Source organism: Candidatus Vondammii sp. HM_W22 (assembly GCF_022530855.2).
In the GTDB taxonomy this organism is placed as follows: domain Bacteria; phylum Pseudomonadota; class Gammaproteobacteria; order Chromatiales; family Chromatiaceae; genus Vondammii.
Genome location: NZ_CP099567.1, coordinates 2983729 through 3007618, shown reverse-complemented (window position 1 = coordinate 3007618; position 23890 = coordinate 2983729). Strand labels below are relative to the sequence as shown.

Annotated in this window: 18 protein-coding genes and 2 pseudogenes; all 20 read right to left on the bottom strand. The window is 51.9% G+C overall.

The genetic code is table 11. The features are described 5' to 3' along the window. Positions 1–1531: 1531 nt before the first annotated feature. The 20 genes and pseudogenes from glmS to MN084_RS16950 all read right to left on the bottom strand — a co-directional run bounded on the left by glmS (position 1532) and on the right by MN084_RS16950 (position 23889). Positions 1532–3358, bottom strand: coding sequence for a glutamine--fructose-6-phosphate transaminase (isomerizing) (gene glmS / locus MN084_RS17060; RefSeq protein WP_241085641.1), 1827 nt, complete (start codon positions 3356–3358; stop codon positions 1532–1534). A gap of 3 nt (positions 3359–3361) precedes the next feature. After that, positions 3362–4732 carry a bifunctional UDP-N-acetylglucosamine diphosphorylase/glucosamine-1-phosphate N-acetyltransferase GlmU gene (gene glmU / locus MN084_RS17055; protein ID WP_241085642.1) on the bottom strand — a complete coding sequence of 457 codons (1371 nt, stop codon included), beginning with the start codon at positions 4730–4732 and terminating at the stop codon, positions 3362–3364. Positions 4733–4828: 96 nt separating this feature from the next. Next, positions 4829–5308 carry an FKBP-type peptidyl-prolyl cis-trans isomerase gene (locus MN084_RS17050; protein WP_241085643.1) on the bottom strand — a complete coding sequence of 160 codons (480 nt, stop codon included), beginning with the start codon at positions 5306–5308 and terminating at the stop codon, positions 4829–4831. A 414-nt stretch (positions 5309–5722) separates the two neighbouring features. Next, a complete protein-coding gene (locus MN084_RS17045) occupies positions 5723–7987 on the bottom strand; it encodes an NADP-dependent malic enzyme (RefSeq protein WP_241085644.1) in 2265 nt (754 codons plus the stop codon). A gap of 183 nt (positions 7988–8170) precedes the next feature. Further along, a pseudogene (locus tag MN084_RS17040) lies at positions 8171–9909 on the bottom strand (TRAP transporter permease). 248 nt (positions 9910–10157) lie between these two features. Further along, on the bottom strand, positions 10158–11117 hold the full coding sequence (locus tag MN084_RS17035; protein WP_241085645.1) for a TAXI family TRAP transporter solute-binding subunit: 960 nt from the start codon (positions 11115–11117) through the stop codon (positions 10158–10160). A gap of 486 nt (positions 11118–11603) precedes the next feature. Beyond that, positions 11604–12728: pseudogene (locus MN084_RS20010) on the bottom strand (sigma-54-dependent transcriptional regulator). 33 nt (positions 12729–12761) lie between these two features. Then, positions 12762–13271 carry a sensor histidine kinase gene (locus MN084_RS17010; RefSeq protein WP_277400141.1) on the bottom strand — a complete coding sequence of 170 codons (510 nt, stop codon included), beginning with the start codon at positions 13269–13271 and terminating at the stop codon, positions 12762–12764. A gap of 8 nt (positions 13272–13279) precedes the next feature. Continuing rightward, positions 13280–13771 (bottom strand): hypothetical protein, encoded by a 492-nt coding sequence (locus MN084_RS17005; protein WP_241085647.1) that lies wholly within the window; start codon positions 13769–13771, stop codon positions 13280–13282. A gap of 159 nt (positions 13772–13930) precedes the next feature. Then, a complete protein-coding gene (locus MN084_RS17000; protein ID WP_241086051.1) occupies positions 13931–14446 on the bottom strand; it encodes a cache domain-containing protein in 516 nt (171 codons plus the stop codon). Positions 14447–14737: 291 nt separating this feature from the next. Then, positions 14738–15160 (bottom strand): F0F1 ATP synthase subunit epsilon, encoded by a 423-nt coding sequence (locus MN084_RS16995; protein WP_241086052.1) that lies wholly within the window; start codon positions 15158–15160, stop codon positions 14738–14740. A 16-nt stretch (positions 15161–15176) separates the two neighbouring features. Further along, a complete protein-coding gene (gene atpD / locus MN084_RS16990; RefSeq protein WP_241085648.1) occupies positions 15177–16553 on the bottom strand; it encodes a F0F1 ATP synthase subunit beta in 1377 nt (458 codons plus the stop codon). A gap of 65 nt (positions 16554–16618) precedes the next feature. Next, positions 16619–17482, bottom strand: a complete 864-nt coding sequence (gene atpG / locus MN084_RS16985) for a F0F1 ATP synthase subunit gamma (protein ID WP_241085649.1) — start codon at positions 17480–17482, stop codon at positions 16619–16621. A gap of 37 nt (positions 17483–17519) precedes the next feature. After that, positions 17520–19061: a F0F1 ATP synthase subunit alpha gene (gene atpA / locus MN084_RS16980; protein WP_241085650.1), complete on the bottom strand. Its 1542-nt coding sequence runs from the start codon at positions 19059–19061 to the stop codon at positions 17520–17522. A gap of 13 nt (positions 19062–19074) precedes the next feature. Beyond that, entirely contained in the window at positions 19075–19614 is a 540-nt protein-coding gene (locus tag MN084_RS16975) for a F0F1 ATP synthase subunit delta (protein WP_241085651.1), read from the bottom strand. Positions 19615–19623: 9 nt separating this feature from the next. After that, positions 19624–20094, bottom strand: a complete 471-nt coding sequence (locus MN084_RS16970) for a F0F1 ATP synthase subunit B (protein ID WP_241085652.1) — start codon at positions 20092–20094, stop codon at positions 19624–19626. 60 nt (positions 20095–20154) lie between these two features. Beyond that, a complete protein-coding gene (gene atpE / locus MN084_RS16965) occupies positions 20155–20394 on the bottom strand; it encodes a F0F1 ATP synthase subunit C (protein WP_241086053.1) in 240 nt (79 codons plus the stop codon). A gap of 47 nt (positions 20395–20441) precedes the next feature. Then, a complete protein-coding gene (gene atpB, locus MN084_RS16960) occupies positions 20442–21302 on the bottom strand; it encodes a F0F1 ATP synthase subunit A (RefSeq protein WP_241085653.1) in 861 nt (286 codons plus the stop codon). Positions 21303–21326: 24 nt separating this feature from the next. After that, on the bottom strand, positions 21327–21614 hold the full coding sequence (locus MN084_RS16955) for an ATP synthase subunit I (RefSeq protein ID WP_241085654.1): 288 nt from the start codon (positions 21612–21614) through the stop codon (positions 21327–21329). A 694-nt stretch (positions 21615–22308) separates the two neighbouring features. Next, positions 22309–23889: an ABC-F family ATPase gene (locus MN084_RS16950; RefSeq protein WP_445083983.1), complete on the bottom strand. Its 1581-nt coding sequence runs from the start codon at positions 23887–23889 to the stop codon at positions 22309–22311. Position 23890 lies beyond the last annotated feature (1 nt).

Sequence of the window (23890 nt, the reverse complement as noted above, 5' to 3'; positions counted from 1 at the left end):
ATGGCTGGACGCCTCAAGCTGGATCAACCCCGAAGTGCATGCCTGCGGATTAAACCAGAAGGTACCTAGTCGTTCCTGAAGTATCAGATTGAGGATCTGGTTTCTTGAACCTTTCAGATCTGATTCTCTGCCCATTGTCCGGAATAATCATACGATTTCCCGCTAACCTTATCCAAGCACAATAAAACCAAGCTAACAACTTGGCTAAATTATATCCTGCTGCTGCCAAAACCACATCAGCTTCATTACCATATTCAGCTTTAAGGCAGTTTCGATTTAGCCTATTGCCTGATTTAAGGCGCCCAATAACCGGCTCGATAGCGGTTCGGCGCTTCATCCATTTTCGGGTTGACCGAGTCGCCCTCTTAAGGAGCCTGCCACAGAGCTTAACGTCAATTTCATCGCCTACGCGGTGCCCAGAGTAGTCCTGATGCGCAATATGCATTCTTGAGTTTTCGGCTGCTCAAACTCTCCGCTTGTTCAAGTGGCCGCCAAGAGTGCATGCCCATCATAAGGGTTACCCGTCAAACGCCATGTGTCAACTAACCAGCTGACTTTGGATCCGGTCACAAATGAGGGCTTATTGCCAAACACGTAACACTTGTGTGTTTTTTACCTTTGGCAATGCATTCCTCTTCTGCTGCATGCACGCTGTAAAGCTTGTTTTTGTCTTGTCGTTGTGGTGCCAAGTAAATGATTGGCGCGTACAAGTAACGCCGTGAGTTCACCATCTCTATACAGTGTCTTACGCCCAATGTCTCTCATCACTCGGCCCAAGTGCGTTTTGAGTTTTCCAGTCTGTCTCGCTGAACGCTTCATCTGCTGAGCATGAGAACATCGTCCTTGCATGATCAAGGCATTCTTTCCTACCCTGATATGGCTCTGGCGTCATTTGGTGCCGCAGATACCAATAGGTCACGCATTTTATGGTAGAGCTTTGCATCTGTTGGGAAGGTGATGGCCTCCTATTGAACGGTGGTGTCCACCTTGACGTCCTTTAACTCACGCAAGCTCATTGCTTTAGTATTCAGCGCTAGCTCGATGGTTTGTTTCAACAGCGCATCAAATTTATTACCGACCCGGTTGCGCCAACGAGCCAGTCTGGAGGGGTGTAAGGGGAGTTTGTGTTGCAGCTATTGAAATCCACACAAAGTACGGCCAATATAGCTTTTCAACTCAGCGTTTCAGAACGCTCTCATCGCTCTCATTAAAGGTGTACTTGAGGTAAGTAGGCCCGCCAGTAAGCGAGTGAGTAACGGGGGCTGGCCAGCACCTTCGTTGTAAATAATATCAATGCCAACTTCAAGTTTTCCCCGTTCATCTTCTCGGATAACCGCACCAGTGGGTGCAAGAGATTTAAGATCTGAGAGAGTTGCGAACGGAATAAATCAGCACCGTTATCCGGACTTTGTGGTTTCATATTTGCGGGATTTTGATGTTGAAGGAGGGCTTTCCTTGCAAATAATTATATCATAAATAACTTATTAATTCATATTTATCATATGGTTATAAATAATTCAGGGGCGACTATCTACTCCACCGTTACTGACTTTGCCAGATTCCTCGGCTGATCCACATCGGTCCCTTTGAGCAGAGCCACATGATAGGAGAGGAGTTGCAACGGGATGCTATAGACAATGGGTGCCGTGCTGGCATGGATGTCAGAGAGGGTGAGGTTCTGGAAATTATCCAGATCGATATTCACCATCTGATCACTGAACAGGAACAGCTCACCCCCACGGGCACGCACCTCCTGGAGATTTGACAGCACTTTTCCCAGCAGTGGGTCATCGGGCAGGGCGCAGACAACCGGCATATCTGCATCCACTAGCGCCAGTGGGCCATGTTTCAACTCTCCGGCGGGGTAGGCCTCTGCGTGGATATAGGAGATCTCCTTGAGCTTCAGCGCTCCTTCCATTGCAATGGGATAGAAGGTACCGCGGCCGAGGAACAGGGCATTTTGCTTGTCGGCAAAAGCATTGGCCATCTTTGCAATCTGATCGCTCAGGGAGAGCACAATTTCAACCTGACGGGGGAGGGCGTGCAGGTCATTGACCAGTTTACGCTCCTGTTCCATCATCATGCCATGGCGCTTTGCCAGTGCCAGAGTGAGCAGTCGAAGAACCACCAACTGGGTGGTAAAAGCCTTGGTGGAGGCGACGCCGATCTCCGGGCCGGCACGGGTCATCAGGCTGACATCCGACTCCCTGACCAGCGAACTCTCCGGAACATTACAGACAGTCAGACTACCGAGATACTCCATGGCGCTGGTACTCCGCAGTGCCGCCAAGGTATCTGCTGTTTCACCGGATTGGGAGAGGGTGACAAACAGTGAATCGTCCGGCACCACAACCTTTCGATAGCGGTACTCACTGGCCACCTCTACGCTACACGGAACTCCAATCTCTTCCAGCCAGTATTTGGCAACCAGTCCTGCATGGTAACTGGTGCCGCAGGCAATGATCTGCACATGCCGGGTTTTATCGAGTAGGGCTTTGGTCTCGTGTCCAAAGCTTTCTTCCAGCAGGCGGCCTTTATGAATACGGCCTTCCAGCGTCTTAGCAATTACCGCAGGCTGTTCGAAAATCTCCTTGAGCATATAGTGGCGATAGGGCCCTTTATCCACATTGGTATCGGATACCATGCTCTGCTTGACGGGACGATCGACCTTCTCACCGGCCGCATTGTACACGGTGACACTCTCCCGACGGATCTCCGCAATGTCGCCCTCTTCAAGAAAAATAAAATTTCGCGTCACCGGCAGCAGGGCAAAAACATCGGATGCAACAAAGTTCTCGCCCTCACCAACGCCAATAACCAGCGGGCTCCCTTCACGGGTTACCACTACTCGGTCGGCATCTTCCGGGCTAGCAACTGCCAGGGCATAAGCACCGGTCATTTCGCTGCTCGCCTCTCGCACGGCACTGAAAAGGTCTTTGCCTGAATCCAGCTTCTCTGCCAGAAGATGGGCGATCACTTCTGTGTCAGTCTCTGAGGTAAATCTATAACCCTGCTTCGTCAACTGCTCGCGTAAACTGCCGTGGTTCTCGATAATGCCATTATGAACCACTGCCACCCGCTCGCCACTCATGTGAGGATGTGCGTTGCGCTCTGCCGGGGTGCCATGTGTTGCCCATCGGGTATGGGCAATGCCAAGATTGCCGGCTACCGGCGATGCTTCGATCAGCTCCCGCAGCACCCCGACCTTACCCAGCGAACGGAAGCGCTTCAGTTTGCCACTCTCTTCCCTGATGGCAATCCCCACTGAATCATAACCCCGGTACTCAAGCCGCTGTAGACCCTCCATCAAAATTGGCAGTATATCTCTCCGAGCAATCGCACCGACAATACCGCACATAAATTACTCCTTTGTTTTCTTTGTCGGGCGCGTCCACGACCTGAAGCTCATCTGTTTGGCACGACTCAGGGTGAGGGTATCCGGTGGGGCATCACGTGTGATGGTGGAGCCGGCACCAATGGTAGCGCCTGACTTTACCTCCACGGGAGCCACCAGTTGGGTAGCAGAACCGATGAAGGCGCCATCGCCAATCACCGTGCGGAACTTGTTGGCGCCATCATAGTTGCAGGTGATGGTTCCTGCGCCGACATTGACCGTCCTGCCAATAGTGCAGTCGCCAATATAGGTAAGGTGATTTATCTTGCTGCCGACATCGACTATGGATTTCTTGATCTCGACAAAGTTGCCCACATGCACCCGCTCGGCCAGTTCGGTCTCGGGGCGCAGCCGGGAGAAGGGGCCGATGATGCTCTCCTTACCAATAACGGCATCTTCAATCACGCAGTTCTCTTTGATCCAGACACCCTCGGCAATCCGGCTATTCCGAATCACCGTATTGGCGTCCACACGGACATTGTCGCCAAGTTCGACCGTGCCTTCGATCAGCACATTGATATCGATCACCACATCCTGTCCGGCGTTAAGGCTACCGCGCAGATCAAAACGTGCCGGATCAAGCAGGGTAACGCCTGAACGCATCAGCCGCTCCGCCTGCATCTGTTGATAGTAGCGCTCCAGACTAGCCAACTCCACCCGGTCGTTCACGCCCATCACTTCAGATTCATTAGATGGCTGCGCGGCCTGGACTTCGATGCCATCTGCCACCGCTATTGCAACAATGTCGGTGAGATAAAACTCGCCTTGGGCATTATCGCTATCGAGGCGCTCAATCCACCCATCGAGCCTGATTCTATCTGCCACCAGGATACCGGTATTCACTTCATTCAGAGCCAACTCTTCAGCCGATGCATCCTTCTGTTCAACAATACGGCTGACCCGGCCATCGGCCTTGCGCACAATGCGGCCATAGCCTGACGGATTGGTCAGGTTGACGGTGAGTAACACCAAGTCCATCTTATTCGCCGTATTGATCAGTTTGTCGAGTGTCTCGCTTGAGGTAAGGGGTACATCGCCATAGAGCACCAGCACCCGATCCATCTCCTGCATCTCCTGCATCGCCTGCCCTACGGCGTGACCCGTACCAAGTTGTTCGGACTGTTCGACCCAAGCCAGCTCTGACTCGGCAACTTCGATGGGGACCTGCTCTCCGCCATGGCCATACACCACGGCGATCTTTGCTGCACCCAGCTCCCTGGCGGTGGCGATGACATGAGCGACCAAGGGCCTTCCGGCGAGGGGGTGTAGCACCTTCGGGAGGGCTGACTTCATTCTTGTTCCCTGGCCGGCGGCCAGAATCACGACACCCAGTTTCATCTCGTTTCCTGTATTTTCATATCGCTATTGACCGATGATCCAAAGATAAATATGAGGATCCATGCCTCCCTTTCTTGAATGAAACAGGAAGAAAAGTCAGTTAATACTGCAACTGCCTGCAGCGGGCGGCATGTCTTCTGGAGTGACGTCGCGCACCTCGAGTATTTTCACTCGGATTTTGAGTGTCTTGCCCACCAGGGGATGGTTGCCATCCACCATCAGTTTGCCATCTTCGATCTTGGTGACATAAAAGGTTTTGGTCTCGCCACCTGGGCCTTGCATCGGCACTTCCGCTCCTATCTGGCGGAACTGCGACGGGACATTTTCCAGGTCATCGGTAAAGATCAGTCTCGGGTCGTGAACTCCGAGACCGTCCTCGGGCGGTACCACTACCTCAACCGTGACGCCGACGCCCTTTCCGACGATCGCTTTATCCATGCCACCAATCAGCTCGGTCTCTCCACCGTGAATGTAACTCACGGGGATATCATTCTGCTCCATCAGATTGCCATCGCTATCAGTAATGGTGTAAGTCAGGGAGACAAATTTCCCCGGTTTGATCACTTGCTTGGTCATTAGGGTGCTCCAGCGAGTCTTTCCCGTTTCAGTCAATATTGAACCTCGTATTGTAACAATTTGTCTCTGATAATGGGGACTCGAACCCATATTAATCCTACTTCCCTGAAAAGCGTATTGTTGAGTACTTGACTGGACAATCTATACTACAGATAGTACTAATATTCTGATGAACCAAGCCGGAGTCATCAAGTCATAAACAGGAGACAGTTCAACGCCCTGAAGGGCGGCCTTAGCCTATTGTCGATTCTGGCATCATTGGCGCTGGCTGCCACTCTTGAATCTCTTACGCTAGTAACCGCCCGGAATCTATAATTCACCAGAAAGAGCACGAAGATAACAGAATTGCCTAGAAAAAGTTTTCTTTGTGCATGTCGTGCGCTTCGTGGTGAAAAAGGATTTTCTAAGCAGGCGCTAAGTGTCTGCCCGTACCGCCGCAATTGCTGTCATATTCAACAGGCCTCGCACCGTTGTGCTGCTGGTGACGATATGGGCCGATTTGGCAGCACCCACCAGAATGGGGCCAATGGGAATCCCATCGCCCATCTGTTTCAATAGGTTGAAGGATATATTTGCTGCATCCTGATTGGGCATCACCAGAAGATTAGCCGGCCCGTCTAATCGTGAGTCGGGAATCCTGCTGTTTCTGGTACCACTGCAAAGTGCCACATCGGCATGCATCTCACCTTCTACTTCCAGCTCCGGCAGGTAGGCCCGAATCAAGTCCAGCGCCTTGCGCATCTTGCTTGCAGATGCTGAGTTGCGGCTGCCAAAATTAGAGTGCGAAAGCAGAGCCACTTTCGGCTCCATGCCGAACCAACGCACCTCATCGGCACAAAGTCGGACAATTTCCGCAATATCATGGGCATCCGGCTCTTCCTGGACGCTTGGATCGGTAATGAACAGCGTATTCTGGGGCATCACCAAAACACTCATGGCGGTCAGATTCTTCACCCCATTCGCTATGCCGATGATCTCCTTGATATGCCGGAGATGTTGCGTATAGCGACCGATGGCACCACAGATCATAGCATCTGCATGCCCCTGCTGCAGCATCATGGCTGCCAGCACCGTCGAGTTGGTTCGTACAAAAGCGCGAGCCTCTATGGACGAATAGCCTCTGCGTGACAACAGGCTGAAGAAAGCATCACAGTATCGCTTGTAGTTGGGGTGGTCCTGGGGATCTACCAGTTGAAACTCCTTATCCGGCCGGATACTCAGCCCAAGCTCTCTGATTTTTCGTTCCACCACCTGTCTGCGCCCGATCAAAGTAGGCTTGGCGATTCCCTGATCCAGCACTTGCTGGGTCACTTGCAGCACCTTCTCCCCCTCGCCTTCTGCATAAACCACCCGGACAGATTTCTCCCGGGCACAATCAAAGATCGGCTTCATGGTCATTCCGGTGCGGAAAACGGTATGACTCAGTTCATTTCGATAAGCTTCCAGATCTTCAATCGGCCGCTGTGCCACGCCTGACTTCATCGCTGCCCGAGCCACTGCAGGGGCCAGGGTCTCCATTAACCGGGGATCAAAAGGCTTGGGGATTAGATACTCCGGACCAAATTGTAAATTCTGCACGCCGTAAGCCGAGCGAACGATATCCGAAGGCTCCGCCATGGCTAGGTCGGCAATGGCACGGACCGCCGCCATTTTCATCTCTTCATTGATTGCGGTTGCACCCGTATCCAGAGCACCGCGAAACAGGAAGGGGAAGCAGAGGAGATTATTTACTTGATTCGGAAAATCGGAGCGGCCGGTTCCAATGATGGCATCCGGGCGTACCTCTTTTGCTAGGTCCGGCATGATCTCCGGCGTTGGATTGGCCAGCGCCATAATCAACGGCCGGTTTGCCATCTTCTTCAGATAGTCGGGTTTCAACACGCCCCCGACAGATAGACCTAGGAAGATATCCGCCCCCGGCAGGGCATCCTGCAGAGTGCGCTTGTTGGTTGGCACGGCATAACGCGACTTATACGGATCCATCTCTTCGGCGCGCCCCTCATAGACCACCCCGGCTATATCGGTAACCGTAATATTCTCTTTCTTAAGACCCAGCTCCACCAGCAGATCGAGACAGGCGAGGGCAGCAGCGCCGGCACCTGAAGCCACCAGTTTTACTTCATCTATCTTTTTTTCGACAACACGAAGACCATTGTAGATCGCCGCCGCCACGACGATGGCCGTACCGTGCTGATCATCGTGAAAGACCGGGATATTCATCCGCTCTTTCAGGCCCTTTTCGATAATGAAACACTCAGGCGCCTTGATATCTTCGAGATTAATCCCACCGAAAGTGGGCTCAAGCCGCGCTACAGTGTCAATGAATTTCTGCGGATCCAGCTCGTCCACTTCAATATCGAACACATCGATATTCGCAAACTCTTTAAACAGCACGGCCTTGCCTTCCATCACTGGCTTGGATGCCAGACTGCCTATGGCTCCCAGACCAAGTACCGCCGTACCATTGGTAATCACCGCAACCAGATTGCCGCGGGCCGTATAATCAGCCGCGGTTACTGGATCATCCTCAATCTCCTTACAGGCGTAGGCTACGCCAGGGGAGTAGGCGAGTGCAAGATCGCGAGAATTGGCGAGAGGCTTCGTTGCCTTGATCTCCAACTTGCCTGGTAGTGGATAGCGATGGTAATGGAGTGAACTTCTCTTCAAGTCCTCGGACATGATGGTAGGGTTTCCTCATGGTGCTAATAGTGTAGAGGCCTCGGAGCCTGCTGGAACAGCGTGTATTCTATAAAGAAAGCGGGTGGCAAATATAGAATTATTTAATGTAAATAGCCTCGCAAAAAATAACGTTTCGGCAAGTTCATTCGATTTTCGTCATCGGATAGGAACCGTGTAAAGGAATTATACAGTTGCTTTGCCACCAAAGAGCTTTTTAACACGGCCGAACCATATCCCGCTCAAGAACCATGCATACAGATAGGTGCCAATTATAATCAGCACGAACGCCTTGACAACATCCATGGATGAGCCATCCAGAGAAAACGCAGGCACGAAGCCGAAGAGAAATGGGCAGAGATAGAGGAATTTGGCAAACTTGAACGCCGAAAAAGCCGTTTTCCACATATTCGCTTTGGCGATGGTTGCACCGGCAAACGCAGCAATACAGACAGGCGGCGTGATATTCGAGTCTTGTGACAGCCAGTAGACGATCATGTGCGCGGCAATGACATTCACCCCCAAATGGGTCAGTGCAGGTACGGCAACAACGGCGGTAATCAGATACGCAGCGGTAACCGGGACACCCATACCAAGTACCAACGAGACCAGGGCGATAAATAGTATGGTGAGAACCAGGGAGCCACCAGCCAACTCAATAACGATATCGGCAAAGGTCAGCACCAGACCGCTAAAGGTAAGTACACCGATAATAATACCGATAACACCCACGGTGGCACCAATCATCAGGCTGCTTTCCGCCCCCTCTCTGGCGGCTTCAAGAAACTCTTTCGGACCGATGCGCGTCTCTTTGCGGAACCAGCTGACGACGATGCAGGCCACAAAGCCTAGGATGGCCGAATAACCGGGAGAGTATCCGTATAGCATAAAGATGGTGATAACGATCAGCGGCGCTGTGTAATACCACTCCTTTTTAAAGATCTCCATGGCACTGAATTTGGAGCGCTCGCCAACCAGATTATATTTTTTTGCCTCGTAGTGAACCATGACAAAAACACTGAAGAAATACATCAGCGCAGGGAAGACCGCCACCAGCATGATCTGGGAGTAGGGCACACCCCGGTCAACTCCGCCATGATGAAGCCACCGGCTCCCATAATCGGCGGCATGAACATGCCACCGATAGAGGCTGCAGGCTCGATAGCACCGGCGACATGTGGTTTGAAGCCGGCCTTCTTCATCATCGGGATGGTGAAGGAGCCAGTGGAGACCGTATTGGCGATAGCACTGCCTGAAATGGAGCCGAACAGTCCTCCCGAGGCGACTACCGCAACTTTGGCCGGACCGCCGACCTTGTGGCCAAAGGCAGCCAGGGGGAAGTCGATAAAAAACTTCTGGGCGCCACACTTCTTCAGAAAGGCGCCGAAAAACACGAACAGCAGGATATAGGTGGCCAGCACGTTGGCCATAGTGCCGAAGACACCATCGCTTTTGTAGAAGATGGAGGTGCAGAGTTCCGGAAAAGTCTCTCCCGCATGGGAGACCAAAACCGGCATCAGGTCACCATAAACACCATAGAGCAGCATGGCTGCACCAAGTATCACAAACACACTGCCAACCACCCGGCGTGCTAACTCCACACCGAGCAGAACACCGATAACGGCGATGGACATATCCAGGGGAGTCTCTGCGCCGGTTCGATAGTTGATGACTTCAAAATTCATCATCCAATAGCCAATGGTGATGATCGAGAGCAGGATCAGTATATAGTCCACCACTCGCATAACAGTGGATTTCGAGCGGTAGAGTAGAAACACCAGTACATAAGTAGCGATCACATAGATACCACGGTGGAACTGAGTGGCTGCCGGTTCAAGCACGGCGGAATAAGAATAGAAAAGCAGAAGAGAAACAGCAGCTATATCGAAAATGATCCGTTCTATTTTATAGAGTTTTTCATACATGCTGTATTCCTACTGAAAATAAAATATGAGCGGCCTGAAAGCCTGTGTTTACTGCTGATTTTCTTGGTAAAGTTCCCTCTTTCCGATAGAGCGAACACTACCGGATACTCCCTGTTTCATCATCGGATTAACAATTTTCAGTTTAGTGGGGTAACTATTTCGAGAACTTACCAATCCGGAATTCCCATCGGAGTTTAAATTTACCACGATGAGAAAATCGGATTGGATCTGGCTCAGGGCATCAACCATTACAGCACGCCTTTCTCTTTCCAGAACTTGATTGCACCAGGGTGCATCGGTGTAACAATACCATCAGCGCCTTTGGCAACACTCATTGCCTTAAAGGTCTTCTTCTGGCTTACCATATGAGCCAGACCTTCATCGGTATAGATGACCGAAAGCAGCTTGTATACAACATCATCAGAAACATCGGCATTGGCTACCCAGAGAGCTGAATCCTGGAACGCAGCTACGTCTTGATCAACACCCTTGTAAGTACCGGCCGGCACATTCAATTTGCCGAAGTAGGGGTATTTATCATAAAAGCCCGAGTTCTTGGCATCGGCATCCACATCCAGCAGTTCGATGTCATTGGTCTGAGCTGCCATGATCACAGCACCTGAAGGGAAGGCGGTAAAGAGCCAGAAAGCATCCAGCTGATTATTGCCGAAAGCCGCCGCGGCATCGTTATAACCCATAGCATTCCGCTTGATCTTGTCCCAAATACCCATGTGGGTGAAGAATATTTCACAGTTGGCATAAGCGCCTGAACCGGCATTACCGACACCAACCCGCTTGCCGGCGAGATCTTTTACGGATTTAATACCGGAACCCTTGCGTACCACCAGTTGGGCAGGTGCGCCATAAAGGAAGCTGACTGCCATCACCTTATCGTACTTTTTGGCGTCATTCTTCATCAGCCCGTTACGGCCAAGATAGACGTGCCCGGAGTAGACCACACCGAAATCGGAGCGTCCTGAGTTCACTTTACGAAGGTTCTCAACAGAACCTGCTGATGATTGCGCTTTAACCGTGAACTTTTCGATGGCTTTAACAGGCTTGTAAACCTGGATAGCATTGGCAACCACCTGGAAGGTACCACCCGCCGGACCGCCGCCAAAAACGATTCGGTCTTTGGCTGAGACAGGGGTGAAAGCCACTGCCAAAGTCATGCATAATGATGCCGCTAAAATAGATTCTTTTGTCATTTTACGCTCCTCAATTGCTTGGATATTAGTTGCATAACCGAGTAAGGGACCAAGCTATGCCCGCCAGTGAAATCTGTCAATTGACGCTAAATCACCTGGCAACCCACCTGATCAATCAACAAACTGCCCGTCAAACAATCTGACAGCAGTCGAAAAAGCTTCCGCTACTCCGTATTCCGGATCTCATTACCTGATTGCCCGCACAACGCCTTATAACCATAGACTATTACCACAATTTGGAGGCCAAATATGGTAATAACAGGCATAAACTCTGCAAACTACCCCTGTTTATGGGGTGTTGAAAAGGGGAGGGGGCCGACAAGTCAGCAGAATGTGTGAAGATCCGCCTAAAAAACGATCGGGAAGAGGGGAAAACGACACATCACAAAGCTGCCCCTCAGCAGCACGGCGCAAACGTTGATCAACAGGTGGCCGGTTTATTGGGAGCAAGGACTATTTATAATTGCGCTTGTCCAGATTATATTTTCACATTTTATCGTAGAGGGTTTTTCTCGGAACGCCCAACGCTTCCATGGCCTCTTTAATATTGCCAGTGGATGCTATCGAAGACTGCTCAATGATACTCTTCTCAAAGCACTCAACCTGTTCCGGCAGGGTAATGGCAACCTCACCTTCAGTACCATGTATCAGCTGCTCGAGGTTATAGCCGTAGTTTTCGCCCAACCGCACATAACGCTCGGCCACATTGCGCAGTGCCCGCACATTTTCTGGCCAATCATGGGTCAGCAGGGTACGTATCTGACGCTGTTCGGCGGCAGCACTTCTCGCCGGTCACGCAGTGGAGGAATCTCAATGGTCACCACATTCAGCCGATAATAGAGGCCATCGCGAAACTCTCCAGCATCGGAGGCCTCTTTCAGGTTCACTTTTGATGCGGCTACAATGCCTAGGTCCAAGGGTATTAGTTTGTTCGAGCAAGACGCTCCACAGCTCGCTTCTGGAGTACCAGAAGCAACCGTACCTGTACCGGCTATCGGCATGCTCAGACTTTCCGATGCGCCGCTCCTATACGCCAATAAATGCACCTGACTCATGCCCAAAAAGCTCGCTTTCGATCAGGTTTTCCGGCACTGCAACAAAATAACGATTTCTGCGCCAGAAATGCTCGTGCAAAGGGCGTCTTTACCCGTGCCTGTTGCACCGGCAGTCAGGATATCAGCCCCGCAACTGCAATCTGTGCAATAGTGGCTCGCAGATGCTGCATAATCGGCGTATTGCCAATAATATGGGGTCCGGGCGCATGCTGTGGGCCCCCAACTCCTGGCGCAAATTACGATTTCCCAGGGTCAACGCCCGCTTATCCATCGCACGCCGTACCGTCTCAGCCAGGTTTTCTGTCGGAAACAGCTTTTCAAGAAAGTCGTAGACGCCATCCTGAATGGCACTGGCCGCCATAGAGATGTCACCGATAGATCTCTATCGATATCGCAAATGACCACACCAATCCACTTAAGAAAGAGCCGTGGCAAGGCTTTTTCCGCACTATTGAAACACTGCCACCTCAAAGCCCGCCAACTCCAACGTCTGTTGATTAGCGATACGAATATGCTTTTCGTCGTCAATACAAATTACTTTTTCTCTTCTATCCATCCCGACAATTTCTCAAAAACTAAATTCTGATATTCACGCTTGCGCCTCTCTATCCGGCCAATCATTAGCCGCCCCAAGCTGGATGTTAAATATAGCACCACCATCCGGGTGGTTGCTGGCCGTCAACTTACCCTCCATGTCTTCCATGATCCGGTGAGAAATCGATAGTCCTAATCTGAGCCCATGCTTCTCTTCCTTGGTGGTGAAAAAAGGGTCGAAAATGCGATCCAGATGAATCTCCTTAATCCTGGAACCATTGTCTCTTATCGTAATATTAACCTTTTCATCGATTTCGGCAGCTGCAATCTCAATTAGCGGGTTATCACTCCCCTCCAGGGCATGCAGTTGTTCAAGCTGAACCATATCCGCCAATAGGTAGATTTCTTTTTTAGGTAGCTGCAGACGAATATTCGTCTCGGACTCTTTGATTCTGGCAGACATTATTTTAAGTGAATTGTCGATCACTGCAGGTAAGGAGACACTTACCAACTGCCCTGATGTTTTGTGCACAAAGAATTTAAGCTGTGCGCTTATTTTTGCCATACGCTCAGTCAGCTCTGATATCTGCCTGAAATTCCAGCTAGCATCCTCCTTTCGATCATGGTCAGCAATGCACAGGCATTGTCGGCGCATGAGCGGATAGCGGCCAATGGCTGGTTAAGCTCATGATTGATGCCGGCCGACATCTGGCCCAGTGCCGCCATCTTTGCCGTTTGAACCAACTCATCCTGTGCTTGCCGCAACGCCCCTTCCGTCCTTCTGCGTTCATCAATCTCATGGGGCAATCTGATATTTGTTTCGGTAAGATCCTTTGTCCACTCTTTGAGCTGGTACTTCAGGTTCCGTTTAACCTGGCGCTCGAAACGCCTCTGCTCTTTTACCCATCGGCTGTAGAGAACAATGATTCTAAGTAGAAATACAGCAAGCAGCAAGACCCTGAAAATCTGTACCGTGACGGGTTTCAAATCAATCAATATATGCACCTTCCAGCCGACTTCCGGCATGCCCTGCTCAATGAACCAGATAGTTAACCACCTTGCCATGGTTTAACTTCACTATCCTGGCATCTTTTGTCACCGGCTTAGCTTGCAAAATAGCCATTGGTTCAAGCGTTCATCGGCATACCGGCAACCGCTCCACCACTTCAGGTTGCAGTGGTTCCAGTGCCTTGAACTGCCACGCTTGGTTCGTCGTGATGAAAATCACACCATCCAGATCGCTGACAATAAACTCATCCCTGGAGTGACTCCAGCCCTGCCCTGCTCCAGCTCTGCAATATCAATTTTAAAAACGACGGCACCCAAAATCTCCTCCAGGTGTCTGATTGGATAGGCAAAATAGTAGCCGCGTCTGTTGGATGTGCTACCCAACGCAAAATAACGGCCAAGCCGCCCTTTCATCGCTTCTTTGAAGTAGGGACGATAGTCGAAATTCCGGCCGACGAAGGGACGGGGAGAGAGCCAGTTGCTGGCAGCAATGGTCAATCCCCGGGCATCCATCAGATAAGTCCCGGATGCATTGGTAATCCTGCTGATATTTTCCAGATAGCGATTCAGTGCTTCAATCCGCTCTGGGTCTTCAGAGTGCTGCAACAGATGCACCAGCCGTTTATTGGTTGCCAGCAGTTCCGGGAGAAATTCATACTTTTCCAGATGCCCCTGGAGGTGGGCCGCATAGAGGCTTAATTGATGGCGGCTTCCCGCTTCAAGATTAGCGATCGCACTCCCCCGGCTCCAATGGAATTGTCTGCCAGAGAATCAATCCCACAAAGAGGATAATGACGATAAAAAATCGCTTTGAGGAACGATTACCTTTTAACATGATTCCAGTTAAGTATGCATCTCCATAGCCCCTCGCAAATAACCGCACGGTGTTATTTAGGACTTACTTGGCGAGTGTTCCCGTTTCTGGACGGACACTACTCCAAGCGCAGGGACGATAAGCATACCCCCGTGCGGCAGCAATAAAAAAGCCCTGCAAGCAGGGCTTTTTTATGAGGTAACCAGAGATCAGCCGCCTCTGTGCTTGCGCAGATTCTCGATAGCCCGCAATTGCGCAACGGCCTCTGCCAGCTCAGCCTGTGCTTTGGCATACTCGAACTCCACTTCCTGACCGGCAAGAGCATCTTCCGCCCGGCGCTTGGCCTCAAGAGCGGCAGCTTCATCCAGATCGCGGACACGTATAGCCGTGTCGGCCAATACTGTCACAACAAAAGGCTGAACCTCAAGTACCCCGCCAGAGACGTAGAAATGGTTCATTTTACCACCCATCTCCACCCGGATTTCACCCGGTTTCAGGCGGGTGACCAGTGGTGTATGCCGCGGTGCAATACCGATCTCACCCATCACGGCGGGCGCATAAACCATCTCTGCCAAGCCGGAGTGAATCTCACCTTCGGCACTCACTATATCCACATGGATTGTCATGGCCATTTGATAACTCACGGGGCTAGTCCCCAGCGCCTCGTTCTGCAGCCTCATCGATACCGCCGACCATATAGAAGGCCTGCTCCGGCAGGTGATCATACTCACCATCGAGAATAGCCTTGAATCCAGCAATGGTATCTTTCAGTTGCACATATTTACCGGGAGAACCGGTAAATACTTCAGCAACGAAGAAGGGTTGGGAGAGGAAACGCTGTATTTTACGAGCCCGGGAGACGGTCTGTTTATCGTCTTCGGAGAGCTCATCCATACCGAGAATGGCAATGATATCTTTCAGCTCTTTATAGCGTTGCAGTGTTCCCTGAACACTACGGGCCACGTCATAATGTTCTGCACCCACCACATTGGGGTCGAGGATTCGGCTGGTAGAATCAAGCGGGTCCACAGCCGGGTAGATGCCCAGCTCTGCAATCTGCCTGGAGAGTACCAGTGTCGCATCCAGATGAGCGAAAGTAGTCGCCGGGGAGGGATCGGTCAGATCGTCAGCCGGTACATAGACCGCCTGGAATGAAGTGATGGATCCGGTCTTGGTGGAGGTGATACGCTCCTGCAAGGCACCCATCTCTGAGGCCAGCGTTGGCTGATATCCAACCGCTGAAGGCATACGTCCCAACAGTGCGGAGACCTCGGTACCCGCCAGAGTGTAACGATAGATGTTATCCACGAACAGCAATACATCGCGACCTTCATCACGGAAGTTTTCAGCGATGGTCAGGCCGGTCAGGCCCACCCGCAGACGGTTGCCTGGAGGCTCGTTCATCTGTCCGTACACCAGGGCTACTTTATCCAGTACGCCGCCCTCTTCCATCTCGTAGTAGAAGTCGTTGCCTTCACGGGTCCGTTCACCGACACCGGCGAATACGGAGAAACCGGAGTGAGCAACCGCAATGTTACGGATCAGCTCCATCAATGTGACGGTCTTTCCAACACCCGCGCCACCAAACAGGCCGATTTTACCGCCCTTGGCGATAGGCATGACCAAGTCGATCACCTTGATACCGGTTTCGAGAATCTCAGTCGTCGTCGCCTGATCTTCGAATTTCGGTGCCTCACGATGGATCGGCATCAGCTTCTCAGCCTCAACCGGGCCGGCTTCATCCACCGGGTTACCCAACACGTCCATGATGCGGCCGAGGGTTGCCTGACCTACAGGAACCATGATGGGAGCTCCAGTATTGACAGCTTCAACGTTACGCTTCAAGCCATCGGTCGATCCCATCGCGATAGTACGCACAACGCCATCACCCAGCTGCTGCTGCACTTCCAGAGTCAAACCGGCCTCATCGATCTTCAGCGCATCGTAGACCTTCGGCATTTCACCCATGGGGAACTGGACATCCACCACAGCACCGATAATTTCTACCACTTTACCCGAACTCATTTCTGGTTCCTCTCGTCGCTATCAGCGATTTTTCGATATGTAATTTTATTTAACTGTAATCTGGATCATCCAACGGCGGCGGCGCCACTCACGATCTCGGAGATCTCTTGAGTAATAGCTGCCTGACGCGCTTTGTTGTAGATCAGTTCCAACTCGTTGACTAGGTCGCCTGCATTGTCAGTTGCCGACTTCATGGCAATCATTCGCGAAGACTGCTCACAGGCTCCATTTTCCACCACCGACTGATAGATCAATGACTCAATGTAGCGAATCATAAGTCCGTCAACCACATCCTTGGAATCCGGCTCATAGATGTAGTCCCAGTGATGCTTTAGTTTAGTATCCGGCTCGGCGATAATGGGAATCAGCTGTTCCACTGTCGGGCTCTGGGTCATGGTATTCACAAAGACATTATACGCGACATAAATTCTGTCCAGTTTCCCATTCTCATAGGCGTCAAGCATCACCTTGATGGTACCGATCAGATCTTCGATACGCGGAGCGTCACCCAAGTGAGTGGCTTGCGCCAGAACATTGCCTCCAAAACGCTTGAAGAAGCCCAGCGCCTTGCTGCCGATGATGCAGAAATCGATCTCCACACCACTGTCCTGATTCTGTTTAATGTCCTTCACCAGCCTGCGGAATAGATTGCTGTTCAGACCACCGCAAAGGCCCCGGTCCGAGGAGATAATGATATAGCCGACACGCTTTACGTCACGCTCTTTGGTAAAGCTATGGCGGTACTCCGGATGGGCATGGAATAGGTGACCGATAATATTTTTCATCTTTTCCGCATAAGGGCGTGTTGCCCGCATGCGGTCCTGTGCCTTACGCATCTTGGCAGCCGCCACCATCTCCATCGCAGAGGTGATTTTCTGCGTATTCTTGATACTGGCGATCTTGGTGCGGATCTCTTTTGCGCCTGCCATGTCTAACCCCTGTCTCTCAGCTCAATAGTGTCCACTTTTACCATGTGTGGTTGGCTTTGAAATCTGTCAGGGCATCGTTCAGGGCCTTCTCGATCTCATCGTTATAATCCATGCTCTTGTTGATCTGATCCACCAATGCCTTCTGGTTGCTGCTCATATAGCCATGAAGTGCCGCTTCAAAATCAACAACCTTATTGTTTGCCACATCGTCCAGGTAGCCTTCATTGGCGGCAAATAGTGAGACAGCCATCTCGGCGATGCTGAGAGGTGAGTACTGAAGCTGTTTCATCAATTCGGTCACACGCTCTCCACGCTCCAGCTGCTTGCGGGTGGCCTCATCCAGATCTGACGCAAACTGGGAGAATGCCGCCAGCTCACGGAACTGGGCCAGGGCCAGACGGATACCGCCGCCGAGCTTCTTGATAATCTTTGTCTGGGCGGCGCCACCGACTCGCGACACCGACAGGCCTGCATTGATGGCCGGACGAATACCTGCGTTGAACAGATCGGCTTCCAGAAAGATCTGTCCATCGGTAATGGAGATCACATTGGTCGGAACAAATGCTGAAACGTCACCCGCCTGGGTCTCGATGATCGGCAGCGCTGTCAGCGAGCCGGTCTTCCCTTTCACTTCGCCGTTGGTGGCCTTCTCGACAAAGTTCGCATTTACCCGCGCCGAACGCTCCAGCAGACGGGAGTGCAGATAGAAAACATCACCCGGGTAGGCTTCACGGCCCGGTGGACGACGCAGCAGCAGAGAGACCTGACGATAGGCCCAGGCCTGCTTGGTGAGATCGTCATAAATGATCAGCGCATCTTCACCACGATCCCGGAAATATTCACCCATGGCGCAACCGGAATAGGGCGCAATGAACTGCAACGCGGCAGACTCAGCGGCGGCAGCGGCGACAATGATGGTGTGCTCCATTGCGCCATGCTCATCCAGTTTGCGTACAACCTGGGCAATGGTGGAGTTCTTCTGGCCAATGGCAACATAGATGCACTTAACCCCCGTGTCTTTCTGGTTGATGATCGCATCGATGGCGATGGCTGATTTACCGGTCTGGCGATCGCCGATAATCAACTCACGCTGACCACGACCAATAGGCACCATGGCATCGATGGACTTGAGACCGGTCTGTACCGGCTGATCGACTGATTTACGTTCGATAACACCGGGAGCCACTTTTTCGATGGGTGAACTAGCCTTAGCCTCAATCGGACCTTTGCCATCAATGGGGTTGCCCAGCGCATCCACCACACGACCCAGCAGCTCTACGCCTACCGGAACCTCCAGTACGCGGCCGGTGCATTTCACCGAATCGCCTTCAGAGAGGTGAGTATATTCACCGAGAATAACGGCACCAACGGAGTCCCGCTCCAGGTTCAGGGCAAGGCCGAAAGTATTTCCCGGGAACTCCAGCATTTCGTAGGACATCGCATCAGCAAGACCATGGATACGGACAATGCCGTCGGTCAGGCTGATGATAGTACCCTCGTTGCGGGCCTCGGTTTTCAGATCGAATTTTTCGATCTTGCTTTTGATCAGTTCGCTGATCTCGGATGGGTTGAGTTGCATAGTGGCTTCTCGCTTAGATTCCTAATTCATTTGCCAGTTGCTGTAGTCGCCCCTGGACAGAGCCGTCGATCACCATGTCGCCAGCACGGATATGTACACCACCGATAAGATCGGGGGCCTCTTCACTGGTGATGATGATTTCACGCCCTAACTTGGCTTTTAGTGCTGCTGCAATCTGCTTCTCCTGAGCCGGCAGAAGCATATAGGCAGAACGCACATAAACATTGAGAATTCGTTGGCTCTCGGCCTTCAGCTGCTCGTACATTTCTGCGATCTCCGGCAATACCGGAAGACGTCCGTTCTGCACCAACAGCCTGACCAGATTCTGCCCTTCATCACTCAGATGGCTGCCGCCTATATCCAGCATCAGCTCGCTCAGCTGAGACCGGTCAAACAGCGGATCTGCAATGACAGCCGCCATTGTCGCATCACTAACCACTTGCGCCAGCAGCGACAGCATTTCAGACCAGAGATCGAGCTTGTCACTCTCTTCAGCCCGAGCAAAAACAGCTTCCGCATAGGGGCGGGCAATTGTAGTAATTTCTCCTGCCATAGCAGCGCCTTAGATCTGTTGTGCCAGAGATTCGACGATGTCTTTATGCGACTCGGCGGTGATCTCTTTCATCAGGATCTTCTCCGCGCCGATAATAGCAAGTTCGGCCACCTTCTCACGAAGGTGCTCTTTGGCACGGTTGCTCTCCTGCTCAATCTCTGCCTTGGCTGCCGTTACCAGACGGTCCCCCTCAGCGCGGGCGCCTTCTTTCGCCTCATCGACGATTTCAGTCGCACGCTTCTGAGCCTGAGATACAATCTCAGCCGCCTGGGACTTGGCACCAATAAGCACGTCTTTGGCACGCGCTTCGGCAAGTTCCTGTTCATGTTGGCCACGTTCCGCAGCCGCAAGACCGTCAGCAATCCCTGTGCGGCGCGTGTCGAGCGCGCCCATGATCGGGGTCCAGACGTACTTCATCGTGAACCAGACGAAAATCACGAAAGAGAGAAGCTGACCAATCAGCGTCAGATTTATGTTCATCCCAGGTTTACCTCGTTGTCAGGCGAGATGAAAGTGTGTTCGCTAAAGTGATACAGGAAATTAACCTGTGACAGCAAACAAGATGTACATAGCCAGACCAACAGCGATCATGGGAACCGCATCGACAAGACCCATTACGATGAAGAACTGAGTACGTAACATGGGAATCAGTTCAGGCTGGCGGGCAGCGCCTTCGAGGAAACGACCTCCGAGAACGCCGATACCGACAGCGGCACCCAGAGCACCTAGGCCCATCATGATTGCGCCGGCGATGTACAGCAGTGCTTGTTCCATTTTAATCTCCCGTTTTGTTGGGTTGGAAAGTTAAAGAAAAAGTTATCATTAAATCAGTGTTCGCTATGTGCCATATCCATATAGACGATGGTCAGGGTCATAAAGATAAACGCCTGCAAGGTAATGATAAGGATATGGAAAATTGCCCAGCCCAGCTGCAGCACACCGCCAAACAGGCCCATCACCAATCCGGCATTGTACATGATGGCAATGAGGATAAAGATCATCTCACCGGCGTACATGTTTCCGAACAGTCGCAGTGCCAGTGAGATCGGCTTGGCGATCAGGCTGACGAATTCGAGCAGAAAGTTGATCGGGATAAACAGCGCTTTCAGCGCCAGATTATCCGAAGAGAAGGGTTGCAGGGTCAGTTCGCCGATGAAGCCGGAGATACCCTTGATCTTGATGCTGTAGTAAAGCATCAGGATGAATACACCAATCGCCATGCCGAAGGTGGCGTTGGGATCGGTGGATGGTACCACTCTCATGAAGTGCAGGCCGAGTGCGCCGGAGATCAACGGGATCACGTCCACCGGTACCAGATCCATCAGATTTTGCAGGAAAATCCAAACGAAAATGGTCAGAGCCAGAGGGGCCACCATGTCGTTCTTGGCAGTAAAGGAGCCGCGGACGCTCTCATCGATGTACTCGACCAGCATCTCCGTAAAATTCTGTAGCTTGCCCGGTACACCTTCGGTGACCCGATCCGCCACTCTCTTAAACATAAAGAGGAACAGAGCGCCCACCAGAATGGACCAGAACATGGTGTCGAGGTGAATGGCCCAGAAACCCATCGCCTTGGCCTCTGCTGCATCATGGGCAACAGCCCACGAACCATCCGGTATTTTACCGAATGTAAGGTTAGTCAGATGGTGTCTGATGTACTCGCTAGAGGTCAGGGTATCGCCAGCCATTATGATACAAACCCAATACGTCGTTCAGTTAACAAAATGCGTTACCAGCATCGGCACAAACTGCATCAGCAGAAAAATACCGAATAGAGCGCCAGCACTTAGCGGTTCGATCAGGATTATGACCCCTGCAAACAGCAGGCCGGTCAATATCAGTTTCTGCAGTTCCGCACTATAGAACCGCGCAACCAGTCTACCAAGCTCCTGAGCCCGGTAGTGGGCAAACACCTTCGCCGCAAAGTAGGCGTTAGCCAAAGCTGCAATCACACCTCCGATAAAACCAGAGTAAGCATGAACCCATCCGAGAGTTAGCAACAGCGTACCTGCAGCAATCGATACAACCAGTTGTATCACTACTATTTGATGGACTCGGCTTTTATGACAAGACGCATCCAATGTTGATCTCCACCGGTGCCCTATTGCTCCATTTAAAGCGGCCAGAGTATAAGGGTTCCGAATTATAAGGTCAAACGATGGGCTGATAAATTTTTATATGGCCGAGGTAAACAATTTCAATGGCCTGAAATTAAGTCTAATATCTATGTAAAGAGAACCTCTAAAAGTCCTCCCAAATCAGCGATAGTAGTAACCAACTCAACCAGCCATTGATAACAGCCATGCAGCCAAGTTTTTTTGATCATTAAGACCGACTTGAACTCATTGAGCAACTGGGAGGGTTTTTAGAGGCTCCCTGAAGTGAAAAACTTCAATTTTTTAGACCATCCTCAATAATGCCACGTCTATCATTCCTTTTGTCCCTTGCGGGCTCTTCAGCAGGTCAGGATGCATATGAGTCAATTTTGGATGCAATTTAACGAACCGCCGCATAGGCAGATCAGAAACTGACCAGAAAACTGATCTTTCTACATATAGCCAAATGCCTGAATCGTACCGCGAGCAGGGACCTTGTAGATTTGTTGGGCGGAGGAATATCGGGCGGTTGCCTGACAGTGGCCGCAGTACTCGCTAACGCCTTGCCAGTGTCGTACCGGCTAGGCTTCTGTGGTGATCACCCCACATTCTGGCTGCTTAGATAATCCTCGTAGCTACCGCTGAAGGTGATCACACCCTTGAGGGTAAGTTCGATGATACGGGTGGCCAGTGAGGAGACGATTTCACGGTCATGACTGACGAAGATCAGCGTACCGGGGTAATTCTTCAGTGCTAGGTTGAGCGACTCGATGGACTCCATATCCAGATGGTTGGTTGGCTCGTCCATCACCAGTACATTGGGCTTGTACATCATTATTTTACCGAAAAGCATGCGCCCCTGTTCACCGCCGGAGATGACATCCACCGATTTCCCACTCTCTTTCTGGGAGAAAAGCAGACGCCCCAGATAGCTGCGCACCACCTGTTCGTCATCACCCTCCTGCTGCCATTGGCTCATCCAGTCGAGCAGATTCATATCCCCCTTGAAGTCGGCGGCGTGATCCTGGGCGTAGTAGCCGATATTGACGTTCTCCGACCACTTCACCGTACCGCTGTCGGGACTCAGTCCACCATGCTTGCTTCCTACCAGCGTGCGTAGCAGTGTGGTCTTGCCGATACCATTGGGGCCGATGATGGCGATGCGTTCACCAACCTCAACCGTCAGGTCCAGACCGCTGAACAAGGGTGCCTCGCCGTAGCCCTTGCCGAGTCCTTCAACCTCCAGAGCTAGGCGATAGAGCTTCTTTTTCTGCTCGAAGCGGATGAAGGGATTCTGCCGGCTGGAGGATTTAATCTCATCAAGCTGGATCTTGTCGATCTGCCTGGCGCGGGAGGTGGCCTGCTTGGCCTTCGAGGCATTAGCTGAAAAGCGGCTGACAAAAGTCTGCAGCTCGACGATCTGTGCCTTTTTCCTGGCATTGCTGGCCAGCTGGCGCTCACGGACCTGACTGGCGGCGGTCATGTACTCATCGTAGTTGCCCGGATAGACACGCAACTCACCATAATCCAGGTCGGCCATATGGGTACAGACACTGTTCAGAAAGTGACGGTCGTGGGAGATGATAATCATGGTGGAGTTGCGCTCGTTAAGCACGTCTTCCAACCAGCGAATGGTGTTGATGTCGAGGTTGTTGGTGGGTTCGTCGAGCAGCATGATATCGGGGTCGGCGAACAGGGCCTGGGCCAACAGAACACGCAGTTTCCAGCCGGGTGCTACGGCACTCATCGGGCCGTTATGTTGCTCCAGTGGAATATCCAGGCCCAGCAGCAACTCGCCGGCGCGCGACTCGGCGGTATAGCCGTCGAGTTCGGCAAATTCCACCTCCAGCTCGGCCACCAGCATCCCCTCCTCTTCACTCATCTCCGGCAATGCGTAGATACGGTCGCTCTCTTGCTTCACTGCCCACAGCTTGGCGTGGCCCATGATCACGGTGTCGAGCACCGTGTGCTCTTCATAGGCGAACTGGTCCTGGCGCAACTTGCCCACCCGCTCGTTGGGATCAACCATCACCGTCCCGAACGAGGGCTCCAGATCGCCGCCAATGACCTTCATAAACGTCGACTTGCCGCAGCCGTTGGCGCCGATCAGGCCGTAGCGGTTGCCGCTGCCGAACTTGACCGAAATACTTTCAAACAGGGGCTTCTCCCCGAACTGCATG

Coding starts and splice junctions, on each gene's coding strand:
- glmS (WP_241085641.1), bottom strand. CDS start 3,358: ATGTGCGGTATTGTCGGTGCGATTGCTCGGAGAGATATACTGCCAATT.
- glmU (WP_241085642.1), bottom strand. CDS start 4,732: ATGAAACTGGGTGTCGTGATTCTGGCCGCCGGCCAGGGAACAAGAATG.
- MN084_RS17050 (WP_241085643.1), bottom strand. CDS start 5,308: ATGACCAAGCAAGTGATCAAACCGGGGAAATTTGTCTCCCTGACTTAC.
- MN084_RS17045 (WP_241085644.1), bottom strand. CDS start 7,987: ATGTCCGAGGACTTGAAGAGAAGTTCACTCCATTACCATCGCTATCCA.
- MN084_RS17035 (WP_241085645.1), bottom strand. CDS start 11,117: ATGACAAAAGAATCTATTTTAGCGGCATCATTATGCATGACTTTGGCA.
- MN084_RS17010 (WP_277400141.1), bottom strand. CDS start 13,271: ATGGCAAAAATAAGCGCACAGCTTAAATTCTTTGTGCACAAAACATCA.
- MN084_RS17005 (WP_241085647.1), bottom strand. CDS start 13,771: ATGGCAAGGTGGTTAACTATCTGGTTCATTGAGCAGGGCATGCCGGAA.
- MN084_RS16995 (WP_241086052.1), bottom strand. CDS start 15,160: ATGGCCATGACAATCCATGTGGATATAGTGAGTGCCGAAGGTGAGATT.
- atpD (WP_241085648.1), bottom strand. CDS start 16,553: ATGAGTTCGGGTAAAGTGGTAGAAATTATCGGTGCTGTGGTGGATGTC.
- atpG (WP_241085649.1), bottom strand. CDS start 17,482: ATGGCAGGCGCAAAAGAGATCCGCACCAAGATCGCCAGTATCAAGAAT.
- atpA (WP_241085650.1), bottom strand. CDS start 19,061: ATGCAACTCAACCCATCCGAGATCAGCGAACTGATCAAAAGCAAGATC.
- MN084_RS16975 (WP_241085651.1), bottom strand. CDS start 19,614: ATGGCAGGAGAAATTACTACAATTGCCCGCCCCTATGCGGAAGCTGTT.
- MN084_RS16970 (WP_241085652.1), bottom strand. CDS start 20,094: ATGAACATAAATCTGACGCTGATTGGTCAGCTTCTCTCTTTCGTGATT.
- atpB (WP_241085653.1), bottom strand. CDS start 21,302: ATGGCTGGCGATACCCTGACCTCTAGCGAGTACATCAGACACCATCTG.
- MN084_RS16950 (WP_445083983.1), bottom strand. CDS start 23,889: ATGCAGTTCGGGGAGAAGCCCCTGTTTGAAAGTATTTCGGTCAAGTTC.